Here is a 21,988-nt window from a genome sequence, read left to right as displayed (position 1 = left end):
CTATGTCCACATGATTTCAGGTAAGGATGATGACGATGAGCGATCCCAATCGCAGAATGATTTTAAATCTCTTTCTCCAAAATGCGGGCTCCCATAAGGGAGCCTGGCGCCATGAGAGCACAATGCTTAATGAAATCCATGACGTTAAGCATTTCCAGCGCATCGCCCAGAAAGCCGAAGCCGCCCGAATCGACTCGCTGTTTATTGCAGATGGCCTGTCGATTGAAGCTAAAGCGGTGCAGCATGGGCCCATTCTCAGCTTCGAGCCACTGACGCTGCTCGCATCCATCGCTGCCGTCACGGAGCGGATCGGCTTGATCGCCACCGTATCTACCAGCTTCAACGAGCCGTATAACGTAGCCCGTATATTCTCCTCTCTCGACCATATTAGCGGCGGCCGTGCCGGCTGGAACATCGTAACGACGGGCGTAGAGAGAACGGCCTTCAACTTTGGCTTGCCTCAGCTGCCTCCGCATGCGGAGCGCTATGCGCGTGCAAAGGAATTTACGGAGGTTGCGCTTAAATTGTGGAACAGCTGGGACGCTGACGCGCTTGTACAAGACAAAGCGTCAGGGATCTATGCGGATGCCAAAAAGGTTCACGACATCCATCATGAGGGAACCTATTACTCCGTACGTGGGGCGTTAAACATGATGCGCTCGCCGCAGGGCAGGCCGCTGCTTATACAAGCTGGCGCGTCCGAGGCTGGGAGAAGTCTTGCAGCTCAATACGCGGAATTGATTTTTACCGTCCAGCATTCGTTCGAGGATGCCCGGCTCTTTTATAGCGATATCAAAGCCAGAACCATAGAGGCTGGCCGCTCCCCTGACCAGATCAAAGTGCTGCCAGGACTGCATGTGATTGTAAGCGAAACCGAAGCCGAGGCGCTGGAGAAAGCACGCGAGCTGACGCAGCTCGGCTCCATCGAGCGGGCCGTCATGTCGCTCTCCAACCTGCTTGGCATCGATTTTTCCGCTTATGCGCTTGATGATCCCTTTCCTCCGCTTCCTGATCGCAAAGACGTCAATGCTTATCAATCGTTTTATCAAATGGTGCAAAAAATCGTTGAAAATAAAACCATTACATTAAGGGAGCTGCTGGAGAAGCATTGGGTGGGCAATGGCCAGCTGCGCATAGCTGGCACACCTGTACAGGTGGCTGATCTTATGGAGGATTGGTTCTTGAACGGCGCTGCAGACGGCTTTAGTGTCATGCCGCAGCTTGGCTCCGGCGGAACGGAAGCCTTTCTCGATCTGGTTGTTCCTGAATTGCAGCGCCGCGGATTATTTCCAACAAGCTATGCCAGTCTGACGCTGCGGGAAAATTTAGGATTCGACCTGTTATAATCATCCTTAGGAAAGGAGCGTTTACTATGACTAAACAACAGTATTCCGCTTATAAAAACGACCATTTGCTGGTGGATAACCAGTGGCTTGCACAGCATAACCATACACAAGACATTATCCTGCTCGACGCAAGGGCGAAAGGCTATGAGGACTCCCATATTCCTGGCGCCTACTGGTTGGATGTCCGAAAATTAAAGGATCATGCCCAGAATACGATTGCTCCTCTAGATGCTCTGAAGGATTTGCTTGCGAGCTTTGGCATCTCTAACACCTCATCTATCGTCGTGTACGACGAGGGTAGCAGCGTGCTGGCAACGCGAGCCTTCTACGTTCTTGAATATTACGGGCTTCGGGATCAAGTAAAGCTGCTTAATGGCGGCTTCGCGGCTTGGACGGCAGAAGGCTATGAAGTGTCCAGCGAGCACCCGCCAGTTCAAACCGGCATTATTTTAAACTTAACGGCTAATCCTCTCCTGATTACTTCCAAAGAAAATATTCAGGCAGAGCAAAGCAACCGGCTCCTGCTCGATACTCGTGCAGCCTTGGAGTACACCGGAGAAGATCAGCGCTCCAACCAAAAAGGCGGCCATATTCCCGGCGCCATTCATAAGGAATGGCGCGATGCGCTTGAGACAGCAGATCTAGACGGAGTTATCCGGTTCAAGGATGCCCCTACGCTAGAGCGTGAGTTCCAAGCTGCCGGCATCCACCCATCCAAAACGATCGTACCCTATTGCCAGTCTAATCAGCGCGGTGCGCACAGCTATTTTGTTTTGCGCTTACTCGGCTATTCCGACATCCGTCCCTATGAAGGCTCTTGGGATGAGTGGGGCAATGATGAGCATACCGAGGTTGTTTCCTTACTACCTGGAAACGAATAGTTCTGTACCTAACGAAGTACTAACCTATATTTTAAAAAGCAGGGGCAATTCCTCCGTCATTCGATTGACGGTTGGAATTGCCCCTTTTCTATTAATATAAAGACTTCAAAGCTTCCGTGCCATAGTCATGAAGCTCATCTACCCGATGGTCGCGTATTTTGGCTGCCCATTCGGGATCAGCCAGCAGCGCGCGTCCGACAGCAACAAGGTCAAACTCCCCGTTTTCCAATCGTTCAAGCAGCCCCGCTAGGGAAGCTGGCTGAGCGGTATCCCCTTTGCTGCTTCTGAATTCATTATCGAGGCCAACCGATCCTACCGTGATCGTTGGTTTGCCGGTCAGCTTCTTCGTCCAGCCGGCCAAATTCAAAAACGAATCCTCAAACTCAGCCTCCCAGTAACGGCGAGTCGAGCTGTGGAACACATCAACCCCTGCACTCGCCAGCGGTGCCAAAAATTGCTCCAGCTCCTGCGGCGAATCCGTCAGCTTTGCATCAAAATGGCCGCCTTTCCACTGGGAGAATCTAAATACAATTGGAAAATCCGCTCCGACCGCCCGGCGGCATGCCTCCACAATCTCGGCAGCAAAGCGAGTCCGCGCTGCTAGGTCACCGCCAAAGCGGTCCGTACGTTTATTCGTTCTGTCCCAAAAGAACTGATCAATTAAATAACCGTGTGCGCCGTGCAGTTCAATGCCGTCAAACCCTGCTTTGACAGCATCTGCCGCTGCCTGCGCATAGGCAGCGATGACGTCAGCGATTTCATTTTCCGTTAATGGCTCCGTTATTTTCTCGCCGGAGAGATTCAGGCCCGAGGGACCAATTGGCAGCGCCTCCGGATTAGGAAAATCGCCTATTTTACGTGTTAGCCCGATATGCCATAGCTGAGGAATGATTTTCCCGCCTGCCTCATGGACCGCACTTACCACATTCGACCACCCCTCAAGCGCAGCCTCGCCATGAAAGTTTGGCCAGTTGGGATTTCCTCCTGCAGCAGGGTGATTAATCAACGTTCCTTCGGTAACAATCAGGCCGACGCCATTTTCTGCACGGCGGCGATAATAAGCCGCTACGTCCTCTCCTGGCACGCCGTTCGGAGAATATCCCCTCGTCATAGGTGCCATGACAATTCGATTGGCTAACTCCAAGTTACCGGATGCAAAAGGCTTAAACAATGCTTCGACCGAGGCCTTGCTATCGGTATTCGACATTCATATTCCTCCCGTATATGTGGTATGATTCCTTATTTTCTTTGATACTTCTCTATTTTACCATTCATTTCCGTGTATTCCTAGTTAATTAATGCACTTAAGACTAACATAAAAAAGCTGCCTCTCAAGTCATTTTAGACTCGGGGCAGCTCTGCTATTCCCATCTTATTTGTGTTCCATGAAAATCAAGCCATTTGCTTTGTTAGTCTGCTTTTTCTTCCGGAGGAAGCAAAACGATCTTGCCTTCGCCAAGCTCAACGCGCAGCTTGTTTGAGTTTTTCACTCCAATGGATTCCAGGTAACCCGCAGGTACCTGAAGCCGCCCGGCTTTATCCAGCACAGCGTATTCCACATGCGAGCTTTCATCGCCGTCCGCTTCCTCGAGCTCGGCAAGCTCCTCCGCATAGGAGCGCCTGCGCAGCATCTCCGAAGATATTTTGCCATCGCGAATGGCCGCTACGCGGTCCACCTTCTTGGCAAGCTCAGGATCATGCGTAACGATGACGACGGTGATGCCAATCGTCCGGTTCAGCTCGCGGAACAAGTCCAATATTTGATTCGCCATGCGGGAATCAACCGAGCCTGTCGGCTCATCCGCGAGCAGCAGCTTCGGATGGTTGGCAAGCGCGATAGCGATCGCTACCCGCTGCTGCTCGCCTCCCGACAATTCATAAAGCTTATTCGACGCGCGGTGGCTGAGCCCTACGGCATCGAGCAGCTCCTTCGCGCGCCAGCGCTTACGGCTGCCGGTCAGCAAAATGGGCAGCTCGATATTTTCAAGCGCGGTCAAATACGGAATCAGGTTCCTCGCATTGTTTTGCCAGACGAACCCGACGCTCTCGCGCTTGTACTTTACAAAATCTCTCTCTTTGAACTTCAGCATGTCACGGCCGTCTACGGTCAGCTTGCCTGCCGTCGGACGGTCCAGCCCGCCCAGCATGTTCAGCAGCGTGGACTTTCCACTGCCGCTATTGCCGATAATCGCCATAAGCTCGCCGTTCTCGATATGAAGATCGAGGCCTTGCAAGGCGAATACTTCCAGATCGGCTGTTTTGTATATTTTGACTAGCCCTTCGCAATGAATCATCCGTCAATCCTCCCCCAGCTTGATCGCTTGATGGATACGCAGCTTCGACAGCATGTACGCAAGAATGCCAAGTCCAAAGAGGAGCATAAAGCCAACCAGCACATAGATGCGCATTAAATCGGTGGAGTCGAACATAACCTTGAACGGCGGTACAAGGCTGCTCGGGTTAAAAGCAATCTGGAAGTTCGGCACGTACAGCAAGCTAGCCAAATTTCCGACACCGATGCCGATGAACACGGCTACTCCGGAGGTGAGCAGCTGCTCAACGCCAAGCATGCCAATCAGCTGTTTGAGCGATAAGCCAATGGCGCGCAAAATCCCGTTTTGCAGCGTCCGGCCTCTCAGCGACAATACCCAGTACAATAAAAACCCGATAAAGCTGACAAGAATTGATAACACAAAGCCTAACGTCAAGATGCCGTTCAGTGCCATAAGGAATGGATCGTTCTTGGCATCCACAAGCTCGCTTCTCGTATTGATGATATTCGTAATGGGCAGCTTCGCTTCCTTGATTCCTTCATAGAAATCAGCCGTGCTGACTTCGGGGTCAAGCTTTAGCCAAACATTGTAGGGCTCTAGCGCAAGCTGAACCTGAATCCGAGGCAAATGACCGACGATGAGCATTGGTGCCTTGCCCGTTTCCGCCTTGTCGCTGACATCCACGCTTCCGACAGGCGGATTTGGATTAAAGGTTGGGAAATAATCGATAATGCCATAAACTTTAAACGGCTGCTGAGGAACATCGCTCCATCCGACCCAAATGGTATCGCCAGGCTTTACTTTTTTCTGATCCGCAAGCGTTCTTGAAATGAGTACGGCCTGCGAATCGCCCGCCAGCAAATTTAAATAGTCATTAAGCGGATAATCGAGCAAACTGTCCCGGAACCAGGTCGTTTCGCCAAATTCATCCGTATCAATGCCGATCAGGGTGGCGGCTCCCGTCCCGTCATTTACGCTAAAGGCAGTTTCCTTCTTAAATACTCTGGCTGCGTGCTGAACGCCTTTGACCGTTTTAAAAGGCTCAAAGGCTGGCTCCACATAATGAACGGGAGCTTGAACAAGAGCCGCATCTGGCTGCGGTGCCCCTGGGCCTGCCGGAGGCGGCGCATCGTTCATCCACTGTGCAGTGAGCACAATCTCCGCGCCGTTGCCGTATCTAATCCGGTCCTCCGTATTATTGTTGATCGTTCTGGCTGCCGATGCGCTGAATACGCCTGTAGCGATCGTCATAATCAGAAAAATCATCAGGAATTGATATTGCGTGCTGGATCGCCCTACCTGAATCAGCGTGGCATAGACCGATGGCGGCCACCACTTCTTGCCAATCCAGTAGACGAGTCTCAGCACCCATGGGTATAAACGAAGCAGCAGCAAGCCAGCACCCATAATGAACAACGCCGGAATGACGAACTGCAGCGGATCGATATTCAAGTCATCGGCATTAAGCCCTAAGCTTTGCAAATCGACAAGCCGTTTTCGAAAGGTATATAATCCGTAAATCGCCAACGCTAGCGCAATGACATCAAGGAACATTTTGTGCCAAAGCGGTGATTTGAGCAATCTTGCGAGCTGCTGCTTATGGCCAACAATAGAAACACGCGTAGCCATAATGATTGGAATTAACATTATAATAAAGCAAGCAGCTGATGCAATTGCTCCATAGCGGTAAGCTTCCTCCGTCAGCCGGACTGGCAGCCGCACGCGCTGAACAAATTCAAGGAATCCATTCGACGAGCCAAGCAGTTCGGTCAATAGGACACCGAGCAGCGGACCCAAGCCAAAGGCGATGCCGCATAAAATAATGCCCTCTACCCCATACGAGGTAATAACCTGCCAGCGCGCAGCACCTCTGCTTCGAAGCACGGCAATTTCATTTTTTTGCCGGTCTGCAATTAGATTGGATACCATGAACATATAGAAGCCGAGCATGATTAGAACCGGAACATTGAGCGACCACATCAACGTTCTCAGCTGCTCCGCACGTTCCAAATATTTGGCTATTGTGTCTAGTGACGGTGTCTCCGACACGATCTGGTACATCGTGACATGATTCAGCATCACATTTTTGATTTTGCTTGTTGTTAGAATGAAATCATCAATGAATCTGAGCTCCAGCTTGGAGTAATCCAGAACGAAAAACCACCCTACGGAGGCTACTGGTAGCCGGCTTTCCTTCAGCAGCTGCTGCCTGGCTACTTTATCGCTAATAATGAAGCTGCTGCTCAGCTCGCTTAAGTCCGTATCTCTGAAATATGGATCATCATCCAGCTTCTTTTCGAACACGCCTACCGGCTTAAACTTTATTTCCCCGGCAATTTTTTTGTCCTCCAAGCGAAACTCGGAATCCAGCACCGTTTTAAATTGCATCAGGCTTCTATCCGTCACCAGCACTTCATATACGCCATCAACAGGCTGCTGTTCTGCAGGCATTCTGCCATCCGTCAGCTTAATATGCTGTTCCAATTCAGAGAAAGAACGCAGCGTCATCGTTTTGACCGATTTTGTCGTCTCTGGGTCGGGGTCGTTCATTGGCCTAATCTTGAGCGATTTGGATTGAAGATCAACAACAAGCTCCTGTACAGGGATTTTAAAGCTAGCCGGCGCCTCTTCCTGAATATAACGGTCGACCTTGTCGAAAATGCTGTTCATCTGCTCCGGCGTTTCTTTCGTATAAAATAATTTATTGTATTGGTTGCCGGGAAACACGCCACGCTTGGCCTGCATCGTCTCTAAATCCTTAACCAGCATTCTCGATAATACCGCTTCTGAATAAATCGGCATGCTGCTAACCAATGCTACCGACATGACTAAGCCTATGAACAAGCTTGCGACCAGCCATTTGTTTTGGACCATTTTACGAATAATCATGACGAATAATGCCACTTGAAAACCTCCCAGGTAAACGGCAATCCTGCAAAAATTATTGCAGCACGACTATCGCGCCCTCTTCCAGTCCCTTCGTGATCTCAATTTCTGTTGACCCTTTAATGCCCGTTTCCACATCAATTTCGCGGATTTTGTTGCCGTCCTCCAGCGTTCTTACGAAGGTCCGGCCAAGGAAGCTGCGTACGCCGCTCCGCGGGATTTTCAAAATATCATCGCGCTGCTGCAGAACAATGATGACATCTGCAAACGCTCCAATTGAAGCATCCGCTGGCACTTTAGGCACCTCGATAAACAGCGTCTTGGAATAACGATCCCGAAGCTGCTCGTTCATCGTCGTTGGAGCGGAAGATGGCGTCTGAACCACTTTGCCCGCAAGCTCTTGGGAGCCAAAGATGACTTTGGCTGGAAATCCGACATCCACGCTCGTTATTTCAGCACCAGAATCCACCCGCAGCGCGACGCGCAGCTGGCTTGGGTCAGAAATCATTACTAACGTCTGATAGGGCTCTACAAAATCCCCTTCGTCCAAATCCTCGACAAAGGTTACCTGCCCATCCATCCCGGCTACAAGCTGCTTGCTGTTAAAGGTGGTCATTAACCGATCCAGCTTTAAATTTTCAATTTCCATTTGCAGCTGGGCAATATCAATAGCATCGCTGTCCCCGCCTAATTTGGCCTGCTTGAAGGAGAGCTTTGCTTTGGCAACTGACAGTTGCTGCTCCTTTAACTGAATATCGAGGCCATCTACGTTCAACTGAACGAGCACATCGCCCTTTTTAACCTTTGCCCCCGACGTAACCATCATTTTTGCAATGCGTCCGCCTTGCCCTGTAAACTGCGCAATTTCCGATTTCGTCGATTCTAGGCTGCCGCTTCCTTTAATATCCTGCGTGATCGTTCCTTTCTCTACGGTAACGGTTCGATAGTTCTCTTGCGCTGGCTTCACAAGCGGTGGTTTCAAAGCGCTCTCCTCGGCAGGAAGCAGGGAGCAGCCTGTTAATGAAGCGCTAATAAGCAGCGCGAATGACCAGCCAAGCAGCGGCTTAAGCTTTTGCGACAATTTGTCCATCCTCCAGTTCATACACATGGTCAACAATTTCCATAATGGCAGGATCATGGGTGGTCATAATAATCGTCATGCCTGCCGACTCAACCAAATCACGGAACACTTTCATAATTTGCAAGCCCGTACGGCTGTCAAGCTCAGCGGTTGGCTCGTCGGCAAGCAGAAGCTTGGGCTTATGGGCAATAGCTCTGGCAATTGCTGTCCGCTGCTGCTCCCCGCCGGAGAGCTCGAACGGACGATGATGCATTCTTGTTTTTAAGCCTACTTGCTCCAGTGCTTCGACTGCCGCTTCCTTGCGGCCATTAGCCGCCATTCCAGCCACTCTTAATATAAACTCTACGTTTTCATAGGCGGACATAAGCGGTATGAGCGCGAAGGATTGAAAGATTAGCCCCATTTCCTTACGTCGCACCATATCGCGCTCTTGATTGGACATAGCCGTCAGATCTCGTCCGGCAAACGTAATCTGGCCCTCTGTCGGACGGTCCAGCGCGCTTAACAAATTGATTAGCGTTGTCTTGCCTGAACCGGATCTTCCCTTGAACGCAATCAGCTTGCCAGACGGAATTGCTATATCCACGCCCTTTAATACGGTTACAGCTCCGGTACCGCGTCCGAACGTTCTCTTTAAAGCGCTTGCATGAATGATATCATGCGTAGTTGGCAGCATCTGACGGTAAACCTCCGTTTCCAATAAAACGTTTACATTTGTATCTTTTTCCATTTTAACCCCGTCCAGCCATCTGCACAAGACTATCTATTTTTTCTATTCAATCGTGTAAACGACTTATGGTGAAGGTGATATTCATGAGGGGTTATATAATGAGTATGTTAGAGTAAAAACTTATGGTTATCTCTACTCAAGACTATCGAAACCCGCTTTTTGAATTAAAGGGGAGGGCAATCCATGGGAATTGCTATCTGAGTGAAATAAATATAGTTATCAACTGCCTCCTGCAGGAAGGTTCCGGTTTCTACCCACACGTTCCTTGCTCCTAGCCGCTTCCCTGGCATGAAATCTGGGGCTTTCATAAAAAAAAGCAGAATAAACCTCTCTCTCATTTGATTCTCCCAGCCTGAAAACCATAGATTTCATAGAAAAAAGCCTTCTCCCCTTAACCAGGTTTGAAAGGCTTTTGCTTCTATTAAATATCAAGCTGCAAGAAAAAAATAACAGCCGTCACCGTGAGGATGCTTATAATCGTAGATACAAACACCGATTGTGAGGCAAACTCTGCCTCGTTGTCGAACTCAACTGCCAGCAATACGCTGCTAAGCGAAGTGGGAACAGCAGAGGAGACGATTAGCGCGGCAGCGGTCAGCTTGTCGATTCCGAGCAGCGCGTTCATTTGCATCAGCCATACGATCAACCAAGCGAGCAGTGGTCCGGCAACGAGCCTCAGTATACCCGAAATGCTCACATCGATCAGCAGCGAGCGTTTGATTTTCCACTCCATGTTGCCCAGTTGGACGCCGAGTGTTATGAGCGCGGTACCGATAAACGCATCGGAGAGATAGCCGAGCGGCGTCGCAAGCGGCTGCGGAATGGGAACGTCAAACCCTCTTAATAGGAAAGCGATTGGAATCACGTAAATAATCGGCATGGACAGGATGGTCCGCATTATGGTCCGCATATCCGCTTTGTGGGCGTTTACGTTATAGATGCCATAAGTGTTTGGGATAAGGGATTGCATCATCATAATGAGCACCTGTATGGCAAGCGTTTTCTCGTTTCCTGCAAAAGCGAGCTGATTGAGCGGTATGCCGTAATTCGCGCTGTTATAAAACAGGACGCTGTTGCGCATAGCGCTTTTCATGCTGGGCTGGTAGCTTCTAAGCCGAATGACCGCTTCAACAATCAAATACTGGGCAACCATAAACAAAATGAAGAAAAATAACACCTTTCCAATGACCGAAGCGGAGATATCCGTTTTGTACAACAAATTAAACATGATCGCCGGAGAAAATAAATAAAAATTGAGCTTCGATAACGTTTTGATATCCAGCTTGAACGCCCGCTGAATTACGATGCCAAGACCGATCATAATGACCATCGGAAGCACATTCGACATCAGGATATGAAGGAAAATACTCATTGCTGCATCTGCTTCTTTCTATTAAATAGTCTGGTAAGCAAGAGGAACATAAACTGGCTAGACACAGGCCATCCTCGCTCTTTGATCGCTTCACTCATTTTAATAGTTTCGCACTCGGTTAGGCAAGCATCGGTTTAATAAGCGGCTCTAATTCTTCAACTGATGATAATAAGGAGATATGAGGTTCAGCGCCAATGTTCCTTCGCTCGTCTGAGAGTAACTTTCTTTGCCAAATCGATAGTCACTGACCCTTCAAAAATACCTTTGTACATGCCTAAGTTTCATCATACGCCACTTCTATTCTAATTTGTGTTGGATGAGCATTTCATCCCACCCGCTTCCAGATGAAGTTATCCTTTCTCTGCCCCTAGCAGGCGCATGAACCGCCATAGAGTAGGCTGGCGTTGAGTTAGATCTACTTTTTAGACCTATTTCTGCCAATTGGGCAGATTCAGATGAAATAGGTCTATTTTTTAGATCTATTTCCCTCGGATGCGGCGTTTTGGTGCTCATTTTGCTGAATGAAGCGGATTTAGATCTACTTTTTAGACCTATTTCTGCCAATCAGGCGGATTCAGATGAAATAGATCTATTTTTTAGACCTATTTCCCTCGGATGCGGCGTTTTGGTGCTCATTTTGCTGAATCGAGCTGATTTAGATCTATTTTTCAGACCTATTTCTGCCAATCGGGCAGATTCAGATGAAATAGGTCTATTTTTTAGACCTATTTCCCTCGGATGAAGCGATTGTGTGCCTGTTGGTGAGTCATTACGTAATTTCTGCTTCATATGCTGTGACCTTTCTGCCAATACTGTGAGACATAAGAAGAAAGACTGTCCCCACAGGCGCTTAGCCTTACTGGGACAGCCTCGTACATTAATTAGTGATACACATAAAATATTATTCATAAAAGGTTACTTGAAACTAGAAACAATGAAGTACGCCGCAGAATTACAGCACTTATCTGTAAATCCACCATAGCCTTTTCTCCAAAACAATACAGACGCAACTTCTCAACAAGCCGTCTACACTCTTGTGTAAATATATCTTCTCGACTAACTTACTATTATCTACCTACAAGTGTAGCCTCATCAATAATCTACCCTACCTAAGTACATACGCAGCTTCTCAAAACCACCGCTATCTTACTACAATCGCAGTCTCATAAGTACAAACTCAGCCTCTCAACTTACTTACTACCACCTAATTTTAATCGCAGCTTTACAATTAACTTACTGCCACCTCAGTACAAGCGCAGCTTCACTACTAACCTACTGCCAGCCAACTCAGTACATATGCAGCTTCACTACTAACCTACTGCCAGCCAACTCAGTACATATGCAGCTTCACTACTAACCTACTGCCAGGCACCTAAGTTCAATCGCAGCTACTTAACAACTAGCCAACCACCATTACCTCATCGCAGGCGCAGTTGTCTAGCAAAGCTGCTATCCAGCGCATAAGCAGCATAAGCGAAGGTGCTACAACTACAAACTATAAAACAGATTGTAAACCATCCCATACCTGCTCACCATCGTTGAAGAATCGTCCTTATAGCTGCTGCTCCTGTTGGTAGAGCACCGTTGACAGGTAGCGTTCGCCGTTGCTCGGTATGATAGCGACTACGCGCTTGCCTGTACCGAGCTTCTGGGCTAGTTGAACTGCTGCGAATATGGCTGCGCCGGAAGAGATGCCGCCGAGGATGCCCTCCTCCTTCGCCACTCTTCTTGCCGTCTCGAAAGCATCCTCGTTGCTGACTTGGATAATTTCGTTATAAACGTCCGTGTCCAGAATGGACGGGACGAAGCCTGCGCCAATGCCCTGAATCTTATGCAGCCCCGGCGGCCCGCCGGATAATACCGGAGAAGCGGCTGGCTCCACTGCTGCGATGTGAATATGAGGGAAGCGCTCACGCAGTACTTCGCCCGCGCCCGTAATCGTACCGCCTGTGCCAACACCCGCCACAAAGCCGTCCAAGCTGCCGCCGAGCGAGTCGATCGCCCTGACGATTTCAGGGCCGGTCGTTTCGCGGTGGATTTTAGCATTGGCGGGATTGTCGAACTGCAGCGCCGGAAAATAATCCGGATGCTTCGCCTGCAGCTCCTGCGCCGTCCGAATGGCGCCCTTCATGCCTTCAGGGCCCGGCGTCAACACAAGCTCCGCGCCATAGGCGCGCAGCAGATTGCGGCGCTCCAAGCTCATCGTCTCCGGCATGACTAGAATCGCCTTGTAGCCTCTCGCTGCCGCGACCAACGCGATGCCAATGCCCGTATTGCCGCTTGTCGCTTCAATAATCGTATCGCCCGGTTTCAGCTTTCCTTCGCGTTCCGCTTCCTCAATAATGCTGATTGCGATGCGGTCCTTGACGCTGCTGCCTGGATTAAAAAATTCCAGCTTCAGTAAAATTTCCGCGCTGCCCTCCGGCACTATTTTTTTCAGACGCACGAGCGGAGTGTTTCCAATTAATTCGGTAATATTATCGACCACGAGACTCATCTTACCTACCTCCTATATGTTAAAGGCCTTGCGGCGCGTGCCGATATCGGTTAAGCCTGCTCGCTAGACAGCAACATTGCCCTGCGAGTGCTCATACAGCTCTTTATAATGTCCGTCATGCTCCAGCAGCTCCTGATGATTGCCCTGCTCCACGATCTCACCATGGCTCATGACAATAATGCGGTCTGCCTGCATAATCGTTGACAGTCGGTGCGCAATAACAATCGTCGTCCGGTCCTGCGACACCACCTGAAGCGCATTCTGAATCAGCTGCTCGGTATGGGAATCGAGATTGGCGCTCGCTTCATCCAGAATAAGCACCTTAGGCTTGAACACGATAATTCTCGCAAAAGAAATCAGCTGGCGTTCGCCCGCGGACAAGCCGCTGCCGCGCTCCGAAAGCTTCGTATCGTAGCCGTTTTTCAGCTTCGCAATAATCGCATCCGCTCCTACAAATTCGCAGGCGCGAATGACCTCCTCGCGAGAGATCGAATCGTCGAACATCCGGACATTCTCGATAATGCTGCCGGAATACAGATACGGCTCCTGCTGCACCAGCCCAATAAGGCGATGCAGAGTGGCTTGCGGAATGTCGCGGACATCGGTCTCATCGATACGGATACTGCCTTCCTTCACGTCATAGAAGCGGCATAACAAGCTGATCAACGAGCTTTTGCCTGCTCCAGTCGTTCCCACGACGCCAATGAGCTCGCCCGAATTAATATGCAAATCCAAATCCCGGATAATTGGAATTCCTTCTTCATAGGAGAAGGAGATGCGGTCAAAATCGATACGCCCCTTCACCTGCTCCAAGCGAATGCCCGATAGCGTAGCCTGACGCTCATCGGCCTCTTCGCCGTCTTCCGTTTTTTGCAAATCGACTGGCTCCTGCAACCGGTCCGTAACGTCCGGCTTATTGGCGAACACGCTCCATATTCTCGTAATCGCAACTGTCGCCGACTGCAGTGTGTTCCACTGCTGGGTAATCGTATTGATCGGCTGGAAAAACTGACGGATATACGTAATGAACGCATACAATACGCCAAATTCCAGCTGTTTGCCAAGCACCGCATGCCCGCCGATCCAGACAACAAGCGCAACGGACAAGTTGCTCAAAATATCAAAGGTCCGGCCAAAAACGACATTCGTCCGTATCTCCCGAAGATTGGCTTTGAAATAAAGGCCATTACGCTCGTCGAATTGCTTCTGCTGCTCCTTCTGCTGATGGAACACCTGTACCAGGTTCATGCCGGACAAATTCTCAGCTACAAATGCGACCATACGTGACAGCCTCGTTCTCGCAATCTGGTAGGTCGTGCGCATAAACGAGCGGAAGCCGATGGCAATAAGCCATATGATCGGCAGTAAAATCAAGCAGTACAGCGCAAGCTTCGTATCCAGCTGAAACATCAGCACGATGATGAAGATGAGCGTCAGCCCATCCCGGAAAAGGCTTAGCAGCACCTGATTAAAAAACTGGTTAAGCGCCTCCGTATCGCTCGATACATGGGTGATCAGACTGCCGCTCGACATCCGGTCGAAATAGCGCATAGACTGCTTCAAAATGTGTCCAAATAGCTGCTTGCGGATCCGGGACACAATGCTCTGACCGATATTTTGAAGCAGATTGCTTTGCAGATAGGTAAACAGAAAGCTCGATAAGGATAAGCCCAAATAGACGATACAGATCGTAATCAAGCCTTTATATTCCGCCTTGCCTGTAAATAAATGATCGTCAAACGCGATTTTCATTAAAAAAGGCTGCAGCAAATCCGATAAAATCGCAATCAGCGTGCAGCAAAACACGCCAATAAAGGACCACAGATGCGGTCTAGCGTAGCCGGATAGCGTACGGAAGGCCGATATATACTCTGGCTTCTGTTCGGGCATATTGGGATCGCCTTTCTGATCCGCCTGCCAATTATGAATGGCTTGTGCCGGTCGCATGTTGACTCCCCTCCTCCTGTATCGCATGAAGCGTCGCATAGAGTCCTTGCTGCTCCAATAGTTCCGTATGCGTGCCGCGCTGCACAATCTCGCCTTCATCGAGCACGATGATTTCATCGGCATGTTTAATTGCGCTGATGCGGTGCGCGATGATAATCGTCGTCTTGCCGCTGCGCTGCGTCTGAATCGCGTCAATAATATCCTTCTCCGTGACCGCGTCGACAGCGCTGACGCTATCGTCAAGAAGCATGACCGGAGCATCCTTTATGATGCCTCGCGCAAGGCTGGTCCGCTGGCGCTGGCCGCCCGAAAGCGTCAAGCCCCGCTCGCCGAGCCGCGTTTCGAATTTATTTGGCAGATCGACAATGTTGTCGTAGATCTGGGCATGCTTAGCTGCAGCCTCGACCGCACCAAGCTCCCGCTCCCGGTTGGAGAAAGCGATATTTTCCCTGATTGTCGTGCTGAACAAAAATCCGTCCTGCGGCACGTACGCGATCTGTGTGCGCAGGCTCTCCAGCGACATTTCCCGTACATCCGTGCTGCCGTACATAATAGTGCCCGGCGGCGGATCATAGGTGCGCAGCAGCAGCTTCATTAAGGTGGTTTTGCCGCTGCCCGTACGCCCGATAATGCCAAGAGTCGTTCCTTGCTTAACGCTCAGGCTAATATTTTTAAGCACGGGGTTCGAAGCCTCATCGTAGCGAAAAGACAAGTTCTGGACGCTAATGCCCGCTTGGGTCAAGTTGACCGTCTTGGTATGCTCAGGCTCCGCAATATCCGAGCGCTGGGCTAACAAGCCGTTCAGGCGATCCAGTGAAGCGCGCGAGCGCTGAATCGTATTAATGACATTTCCGATTTGCTGAAGCGGATTCATCAGCATTCGAATATATAGCGTTAGCGCAACGAAATTGCCTAACGTAATCTGCTTGGTAAGGGTGAGGTAACCGCCGAAGGCTAGAGCAACGATAAGGGATATCGCCCCGAGAAACGGAATCAGCGCCTGAAAAAAAGACGACACGCGCACGAGCCGCAGCTGGTGATGCCGAATTTTATCGACGGTTTTTCCGAAGCGCACGTTCATAATGTCTTCCACCGCGAATTTTTTCGTTACGCGGATGCCTCCGAACTGCTCCTCAGCCGTTTCTGTCATCGTACCGAGCGCTTCCTGTACCTCCATTGATCTCTTCCTAATAATTGGTCCTAAATAAACGACGATGGCCGGAATAAGCAAGAGCGGAAATAACGATGCCAATATTAAATAATAAGGAATATGAATGATTAGCATCATCGTAACAGCCGCCACGAGCATCATCGTTGCGTTCGCCGTTGAGTTCACGCCCATGGAGATCGACTCCCGCACCGCCGTAACATCGTTCATAAAATAGCTGAGCAACTTGCCGACGCCGTTTTTCGAATAAAATCGCTCGCCCATAGCCGTAAAATGTCGAAATAAGCCTTGCCGAACCATGTATTCAAACCGTCTGCCCACATACATAATCAGATACATCGCGAGGCCATTAAACAGCACGTGACCAACGCCAATCACCAGAAGCAGCAAGCTGAAGTCGACAACCAAACCGCCGGTTAATAAGCCTTGCTCCAGTTTATCCGTAAAGTCTCCCAGCACCTTCGGATAAAAAACGTTAATGACGTTGGCGACCAAATGGAACAGAATCGAGATCAGATAAAAATGCCATGTTTTCCGAAAAAAATCAGCGAGTATTCTTTTGGGTCTCAATAAAGGATCACTTCCTCATCTAAAAGAATGGGGTTACGCTTCCTGCGTTTGCGGAAATTGCAATTCATACAGCTCATGGTAGCGGCCTTGCAGCTGCAGCAGCTCGTCATGCGTTCCGCTCTCTGCAATCCGTCCTTGCTCGAGCACATATATCCGATCGGCCTGGCGTATCGTCGACAGCCGATGGGCGATAACAAGGCAAGTGCGGCCTTGAAGCAGCAGAGCCAGCGCCTCCTGAATGTATTGCTCTGACTCGGTATCAAGCGAGGCCGTTGCCTCATCCAAAATAATGATCCGCGGGTTTTTCAAAATTGCTCTGGCGATGGAAAGCCGCTGCTTCTGCCCGCCGGAGAGCTTCACGCCGCGCTCACCGATCGGAGTGTCGTAGCCAAGCGGGAAGGAATCGATGAACCCGGCTGCATTGGCTGCTTGCGCCGCGGCGACGACCTCCTCGTGCGAAGCCTCTTGGTTGCCGTAGCGGATATTCTCGCCTATCGTTCCATTAAACAAAACGACATCCTGGGAGACGATACCGATTTGCTCTCTAAGGGAGGCAAGCGTTACGTCCTTAAGCGAGTAGCCGTCAATCGTTATATCGCCCGACTGCGGATCGTAAAACCGGGCAATCAGGCTCGCGATCGTCGTTTTCCCCGATCCGGATGAACCGACAAGCGCGGTCACCTTGCCCGCTTCAAGCTCTAAGTAAAAGTTGCTCAGTATGGTCGAATCGCCCGAATAAGCAAAATGGATGTGGTCGAACACGATATGGCCGCTCGCTTGCGGCAATCGCTTCGCATCCTTCTTCTCTACAATTTCTGCCTCTGTATTCATAACCTCCATGATGCGTTCGTAAGCAGCGGCCGATTGCTGGATGGTGTTAATAATGCGGCTGAAATGGCGAATCGGATTTTGCAGCAGCCGCAAGTAGGCAATAAAAGCGACGATCGTGCCAACCGTCATCTGGTCATTCATCGCCAGCCATGCCCCGAACACGAGCACGATGGCCAGGCCGAGATAGTTTAGAAAATCTATGATAGGTTCATAAGCCGCCCTTAAGCGGGTCACCTGAATATTCGCATCCATGTTCCGCTGGGTGCGCTCGGAGAAACGATCCGACTCGTAGGCCTCTGCGGTAAACGATTTGATTAGACGTATGCCCGTTAGCGTATTTTGCAAATGGTCGCTCACATCAGCCACGGATTCCTGAACCGTCCGGAACGAGGCACGCATTTTTTTGCCAAATAAACGGGTCGTCAGAATCATGAACGGAAAAGTTGCCAGCAGCAGCACCGTTAGCTTCCAATCAATCCATAGCATATAGACGGCAATCGCCGTAAAGGTGAAAAAGTCGGTAAATAATTGCATCATGCTGGAGGAGATCATTTGCTGAAGAATGCTTACGTCGTTCGTGACCCGCGACATTAGGTCGCCGGTGCGGTTGCGGTCGAAGAATGAAACATCAAGGCTTTGCATATGACGATATAAATCGTTGCGAAGGTTATAGAGTACCTTTTGGCCGATGGAGGCCATAAGCGACGTGCTGATGTAACGCAGCGCACCGAGCGCAAGCGCAGCACCTAGCACACCGCCGCCGATCAGAAACAGCTTGCCAAACTGCTTATTCGGAATGATATGGTCAATGGTCATCCGCGTTAATTGCGGAACGATAAATTCGAGCAGCGAAATCGCGATGACGCAGACGACCGCCGCAAGCAGCAGCGGCCATTGCAGCCGCGCATGGGTGTAGACGCGCACGAACATATCGAGAATGCGGGCAGGCTTCACCTTCTCCCCGTTCCCAAATTTCCTCATCCCGCCCATGCCCCCGCCCGGCCGATAAGCGGGAGCGGAATTGTAGCGCTCGCTCATATTCGCTCACCCTCTTCGCTGCCGCCTGCCGTACCCTCCAAAATCTGGCGAAGCGATAGCCGAAGCTCACCGAGCAATATGCGCAGTTCCTCTGCTTTGCCGCTGTCGGCAACCGCAGCGCGTTCTGCCGCTTTTAGCAAATGAAGCAGCTCCTTGCCTGCCGGTGTCAGACGGCGATTCGGCTTGCGACGCTCGAAGTGGCCGCCATCCTCCTCCGCCTCCCGCTCTGCGCACTCGCGCCGTTCAGGCTCGTTCCCTTCATTGTCCTTCTCCTCGAGCAAATAAGCTCTGCCGTCGTCCGTAATCTCAAATACCTTCTTGCCATCCTGCTTTGAGGATTCCACAAAGCCCTGGTCCCTCAGCATCTGCAAGGTCGGATAAATCGAGCCGGCGCTTGGCTTGTAGGTGCCGCCGGATTGATCCTCCAGCGCCTTCATCATCTGATAGCCATGCATGCTCTCTTGCTCCAGCAGCGCCAGCAACGCATATTTCACGCCGCCGCGGCTGAAATACCGCCTCCCCGAACCTCTGCTCTCCCTCTCATGAACGTGATGCAAAAACAATTGTTCCTCTGGCTGCCATTCTTTGGTCATGCATAATCTCCTCCGTTAACGATATATCGTATTAACATGAATTCTATACGATATATCGTTAATTAGCAATTACCTGTTGCAGAAGAGTGGCCCAACTCGCTTTGCAGCGCCCTTAGCACGACGGCGCAGCCCGATTTTTCCCATGACAAAATCCAGTAAATAATCATACTTTACTGGATTTTGCCGCGATATAAGTCCAGATATATTAGAAAATTCCTCTTGAAGCAACGGGAGCCTGATCAATCACTTCCGCAATGCGTGCTAGCGTGCCCTCTTCCAGCACGATGCCCGATGCCTTCACGTTTTCTTCCACCTGCTCCGGACGGCTCGCACCAACCAATGCGCTAGATACGTTAGGCTGCCGCAATATCCAGGCTAGTGACAGCTGGCCGACGGTAATTTCCAGCTCGGCTGCAATGGCTTTAAGCTGATCGACCTTAGCCAGCTTCTCCTCTGTAATTTTATTTTTAAAGTTCTCATGCTTAGCCGCACGGGATTCATCCGGCACTTGGCTGTTTGCCGAGTATTTGCCCGTTAGCAGCCCTTGGGCCAGCGGCGAGAATACCACCTGGCCAAAACCTTTCTTCAGGCCAAGCGGGATAATTTCCTTCTCGATGTAGCGCTCGAACAAGTTATAGATCGGCTGGTTTACCACGATGCGATCCAGCAAGTACTTGTCGGCAATGGCGAAGGCTTCCGTAATTTGCGCTGCCGTCCATTCGCTGACTCCTACGTAATGAACCTTGCCCTGGCGGACCAAATCCTCGAACGCCCGCAGCGTCTCCTCCAGCGGTGTCTCCGTATCAAAGCGGTGGCTATAGAATACGTCCACATACTCCAGTCCCAGACGTTTCAGGCTCGCATTCGCCGATTCGATCACATGCTTGCGGGACAAGCCGCGGTCATTAGGCCCGTCGCCGATTTTGCCAAATACTTTCGTTGCAAGCACGTAGGATTCGCGCGGATAAGCGCGCAGGGTCTCGCCGACTACCTTCTCCGCTTCGCCCTTTGCATATACATTAGCGGTATCGAAGAAGTTCACGCCTAAATCATACGCAGTCTCAATGGATTTAACGGCATTTTCCCGCTCCACGTAGCCTCCGTAGGTTAACCAGCTCCCAAGACTGATATCGCTGACCTTCAAGCCGCTTGCTCCCAGATTCCGATAGTTTACTGTCATTATAAAATCCTCCTTTTTTAGATCCGTTGCTGTTGCTTGTATTGCCACCTTACCGCCTCGTCGTCTTCACGTCTTGCCACAACCCTGCATCGTTAACTCGCAGCGCTTAACCGTTGTTTGCTTTCAGCTTCTCCTCGGCTTTGCCCAAAGCCCATATCGCTTTATGGCTGTTCTCCGGCTTGTCGAGCCCAAGGTTCTCGCGAAGCGTCTTGCCTTCATAAGAGGTTCGGAACAAGCCGCGGTTTTGCAGCTCTGGAATGACCTTATCCACGAAGGTCTCAAAGCCGCTGTAATAGATGTGTGGCAAAATATTAAAGCCGTCCGCGCCGCTGCCGCGAATCCAGCTCTCAATAAAATCAGCCGTCTGGAGAACCGATCCGGTAAAGGACACATGCCCGTGACCCGCGGCGCTGCGGGCAAGGAACTGGCGGATCGTCATTTTGTCTCGCTTTGCCGCGTCCACCACAACCTCTTGGCGGCTGGTGATGCCGCTTGTAATGGCGCCATAAGGCTTCGCCTTATCAATAGGGACCGGACTGTCAAGCGGATACTCCGACAGATCCACCGTGAAATAATTCGACAACCGCTTCAGCGACTGCTTCGTGTTCAGCAAGGCATTAAATTCATCCTCGATATCGCGGGCCTCCGCTTCCGTGTCGGCTACGATCGGGCTGAGCCCCGGCATAATGAGGAGCTGGTCGGACGAGCGCCCGTACGTCGCCAGCCTTCCTGTTACATCCGCATAAAACTCCTTCGCCGCGCCCAGCGTTTGCTGCGCTGTAAAGATGACGTCCGCATTTTTGGCCGCAAGCTCTTTGCCGCTCTCCGAGGACCCTGCCTGCACGAGTACAGGAAAACCCTGCGGCGGACGCGGAATATTGAGCGGGCCCTTCACCGAATGGTATTTGCCTTTAAAGTTAATCTCGTACACCTTGCTCGTATCCAGCGTCACTTCCGTCTCCCGATCATAAATAAGCGCATCCTCTTCCCAGCTGTTCCAAAGCTGCTTCGTGACCTCGACGAATTCATCGGCGATCTCATAGCGCTTCGTGACCTCAGGATGCTCTGGCTTATTGAAGTTCTCCGCATCCGCCTGCGAGTGGCCGGTGACGATGTTCCATGCGGCCCTCCCCTTGCTGATGTGATCGAGCGAAGCGAACTTCCGCGCCACATGGAAGGGGTCATTGTACGTGGTGCTTACCGTTGCAATTAAGCCCACATGCTTCGTCAGCGCAGCCAGCCCGGCGAGCAGCGTGAACGGCTCAAGCCGCCTGCCGAGACCTGAGTAGTTGTCCGCGGTAAACAAAGAATCGAATAGCCCTCTCTCGGCAATTCTGGCAATGCCGGCGTAATAATCCAGGTCCAAATCTTCTTTCGGACTAGAAGCCGGGTGCTTCCATGCCGCCGCATGATGCCCCGCTCCCCGCAGAAACACGTTAAAATGCGCCTTCTTATCCTTTGTTTCCTCGCTCATTTTGTCAGCCCCTTTTTCTTTTCTGCCATAAAAAAAGGAGACTCGGCCTACGATAGGAAGCCAAATCTCCGGTCGTCCGGTCGGTTATCTAAGAATATATCTGTTGTATCCTTCACTTTAG

At 50.7% G+C, this 21,988-nt stretch carries 16 protein-coding genes; 3 read left to right on the top strand and 13 right to left on the bottom strand.

What is annotated here, in order from left to right; translation table 11 throughout:
- Positions 1–35 precede the first annotated feature (35 nt).
- Together E0496_RS12585 and E0496_RS12580 are read left to right on the top strand one after the other, a co-directional pair.
- Positions 36–1,346, top strand: a complete 1,311-nt coding sequence (locus tag E0496_RS12585; RefSeq protein ID WP_141502042.1) for an LLM class flavin-dependent oxidoreductase — start codon at positions 36–38, stop codon at positions 1,344–1,346.
- 26 nt (positions 1,347–1,372) lie between these two features.
- Positions 1,373–2,227, top strand: coding sequence for a sulfurtransferase (locus E0496_RS12580; protein WP_141502041.1), 855 nt, complete (start codon positions 1,373–1,375; stop codon positions 2,225–2,227).
- A 91-nt stretch (positions 2,228–2,318) separates the two neighbouring features.
- On the opposite strand, the gene E0496_RS12575 is transcribed toward E0496_RS12580, so the two are convergent.
- From E0496_RS12575 to E0496_RS12550, 6 genes are all read right to left on the bottom strand, one after another.
- On the bottom strand, positions 2,319–3,434 hold the full coding sequence (locus E0496_RS12575) for an NADH:flavin oxidoreductase (protein ID WP_141502040.1): 1,116 nt from the start codon (positions 3,432–3,434) through the stop codon (positions 2,319–2,321).
- Positions 3,435–3,636: 202 nt separating this feature from the next.
- Entirely contained in the window at positions 3,637–4,521 is an 885-nt protein-coding gene (locus tag E0496_RS12570) for an ABC transporter ATP-binding protein (RefSeq protein ID WP_141502039.1), read from the bottom strand.
- Positions 4,522–4,524: 3 nt separating this feature from the next.
- Entirely contained in the window at positions 4,525–7,404 is a 2,880-nt protein-coding gene (locus E0496_RS12565) for an ABC transporter permease (protein WP_241674755.1), read from the bottom strand.
- Positions 7,405–7,441: 37 nt separating this feature from the next.
- A complete protein-coding gene (locus tag E0496_RS12560) occupies positions 7,442–8,467 on the bottom strand; it encodes an efflux RND transporter periplasmic adaptor subunit (RefSeq protein ID WP_161601396.1) in 1,026 nt (341 codons plus the stop codon).
- Positions 8,451–9,143, bottom strand: a complete 693-nt coding sequence (locus E0496_RS12555) for an ABC transporter ATP-binding protein (protein ID WP_139996061.1) — start codon at positions 9,141–9,143, stop codon at positions 8,451–8,453. Before E0496_RS12555 ends, E0496_RS12560 begins: the two co-directional genes overlap by 17 nt.
- A 475-nt stretch (positions 9,144–9,618) precedes the next feature.
- On the bottom strand, positions 9,619–10,569 hold the full coding sequence (locus E0496_RS12550; protein ID WP_141502037.1) for an AEC family transporter: 951 nt from the start codon (positions 10,567–10,569) through the stop codon (positions 9,619–9,621).
- 502 nt (positions 10,570–11,071) lie between these two features.
- On the opposite strand from E0496_RS12550, the gene E0496_RS12545 reads away from it, so the two are divergent.
- A complete protein-coding gene (locus tag E0496_RS12545; RefSeq protein WP_141502036.1) occupies positions 11,072–11,311 on the top strand; it encodes a hypothetical protein in 240 nt (79 codons plus the stop codon).
- Positions 11,312–12,121: 810 nt separating this feature from the next.
- On the opposite strand, the gene cysK is transcribed toward E0496_RS12545, so the two are convergent.
- The 7 genes from cysK to E0496_RS12510 all read right to left on the bottom strand — a co-directional run bounded on the left by cysK (position 12,122) and on the right by E0496_RS12510 (position 21,867).
- Entirely contained in the window at positions 12,122–13,066 is a 945-nt protein-coding gene (gene cysK, locus E0496_RS12540; protein WP_141502035.1) for a cysteine synthase A, read from the bottom strand.
- A gap of 63 nt (positions 13,067–13,129) precedes the next feature.
- The gene (locus tag E0496_RS12535) at positions 13,130–15,013 is read right to left on the bottom strand and encodes an ABC transporter ATP-binding protein (RefSeq protein WP_141502034.1); all 1,884 of its coding nucleotides are present in this window, start codon (positions 15,011–15,013) and stop codon (positions 13,130–13,132) included.
- Positions 14,988–16,751 carry an ABC transporter ATP-binding protein gene (locus E0496_RS12530; protein ID WP_141502033.1) on the bottom strand — a complete coding sequence of 588 codons (1,764 nt, stop codon included), beginning with the start codon at positions 16,749–16,751 and terminating at the stop codon, positions 14,988–14,990. The genes E0496_RS12535 and E0496_RS12530 overlap by 26 nt, the downstream gene beginning before the upstream one ends.
- A gap of 33 nt (positions 16,752–16,784) precedes the next feature.
- Positions 16,785–18,620 (bottom strand): ABC transporter ATP-binding protein, encoded by a 1,836-nt coding sequence (locus E0496_RS12525; RefSeq protein WP_141502032.1) that lies wholly within the window; start codon positions 18,618–18,620, stop codon positions 16,785–16,787.
- On the bottom strand, positions 18,617–19,213 hold the full coding sequence (locus tag E0496_RS12520; RefSeq protein WP_141502031.1) for a PadR family transcriptional regulator: 597 nt from the start codon (positions 19,211–19,213) through the stop codon (positions 18,617–18,619). The genes E0496_RS12525 and E0496_RS12520 overlap by 4 nt, the downstream gene beginning before the upstream one ends.
- A 205-nt stretch (positions 19,214–19,418) precedes the next feature.
- Positions 19,419–20,393, bottom strand: coding sequence for an aldo/keto reductase family protein (locus E0496_RS12515; protein WP_141502030.1), 975 nt, complete (start codon positions 20,391–20,393; stop codon positions 19,419–19,421).
- Between the two features lie 106 nt (positions 20,394–20,499).
- A complete protein-coding gene (locus E0496_RS12510) occupies positions 20,500–21,867 on the bottom strand; it encodes an LLM class flavin-dependent oxidoreductase (RefSeq protein ID WP_141502029.1) in 1,368 nt (455 codons plus the stop codon).
- Positions 21,868–21,988: the final 121 nt, after the last annotated feature.

Source organism: Paenibacillus luteus, assembly GCF_006542765.1.
GTDB lineage: Bacteria > Bacillota > Bacilli > Paenibacillales > Paenibacillaceae > Pristimantibacillus > Pristimantibacillus luteus.
The sequence above is the reverse complement of the archived record's forward strand: the minus strand, read 5'-3'. Positions and strand labels throughout refer to the sequence as shown.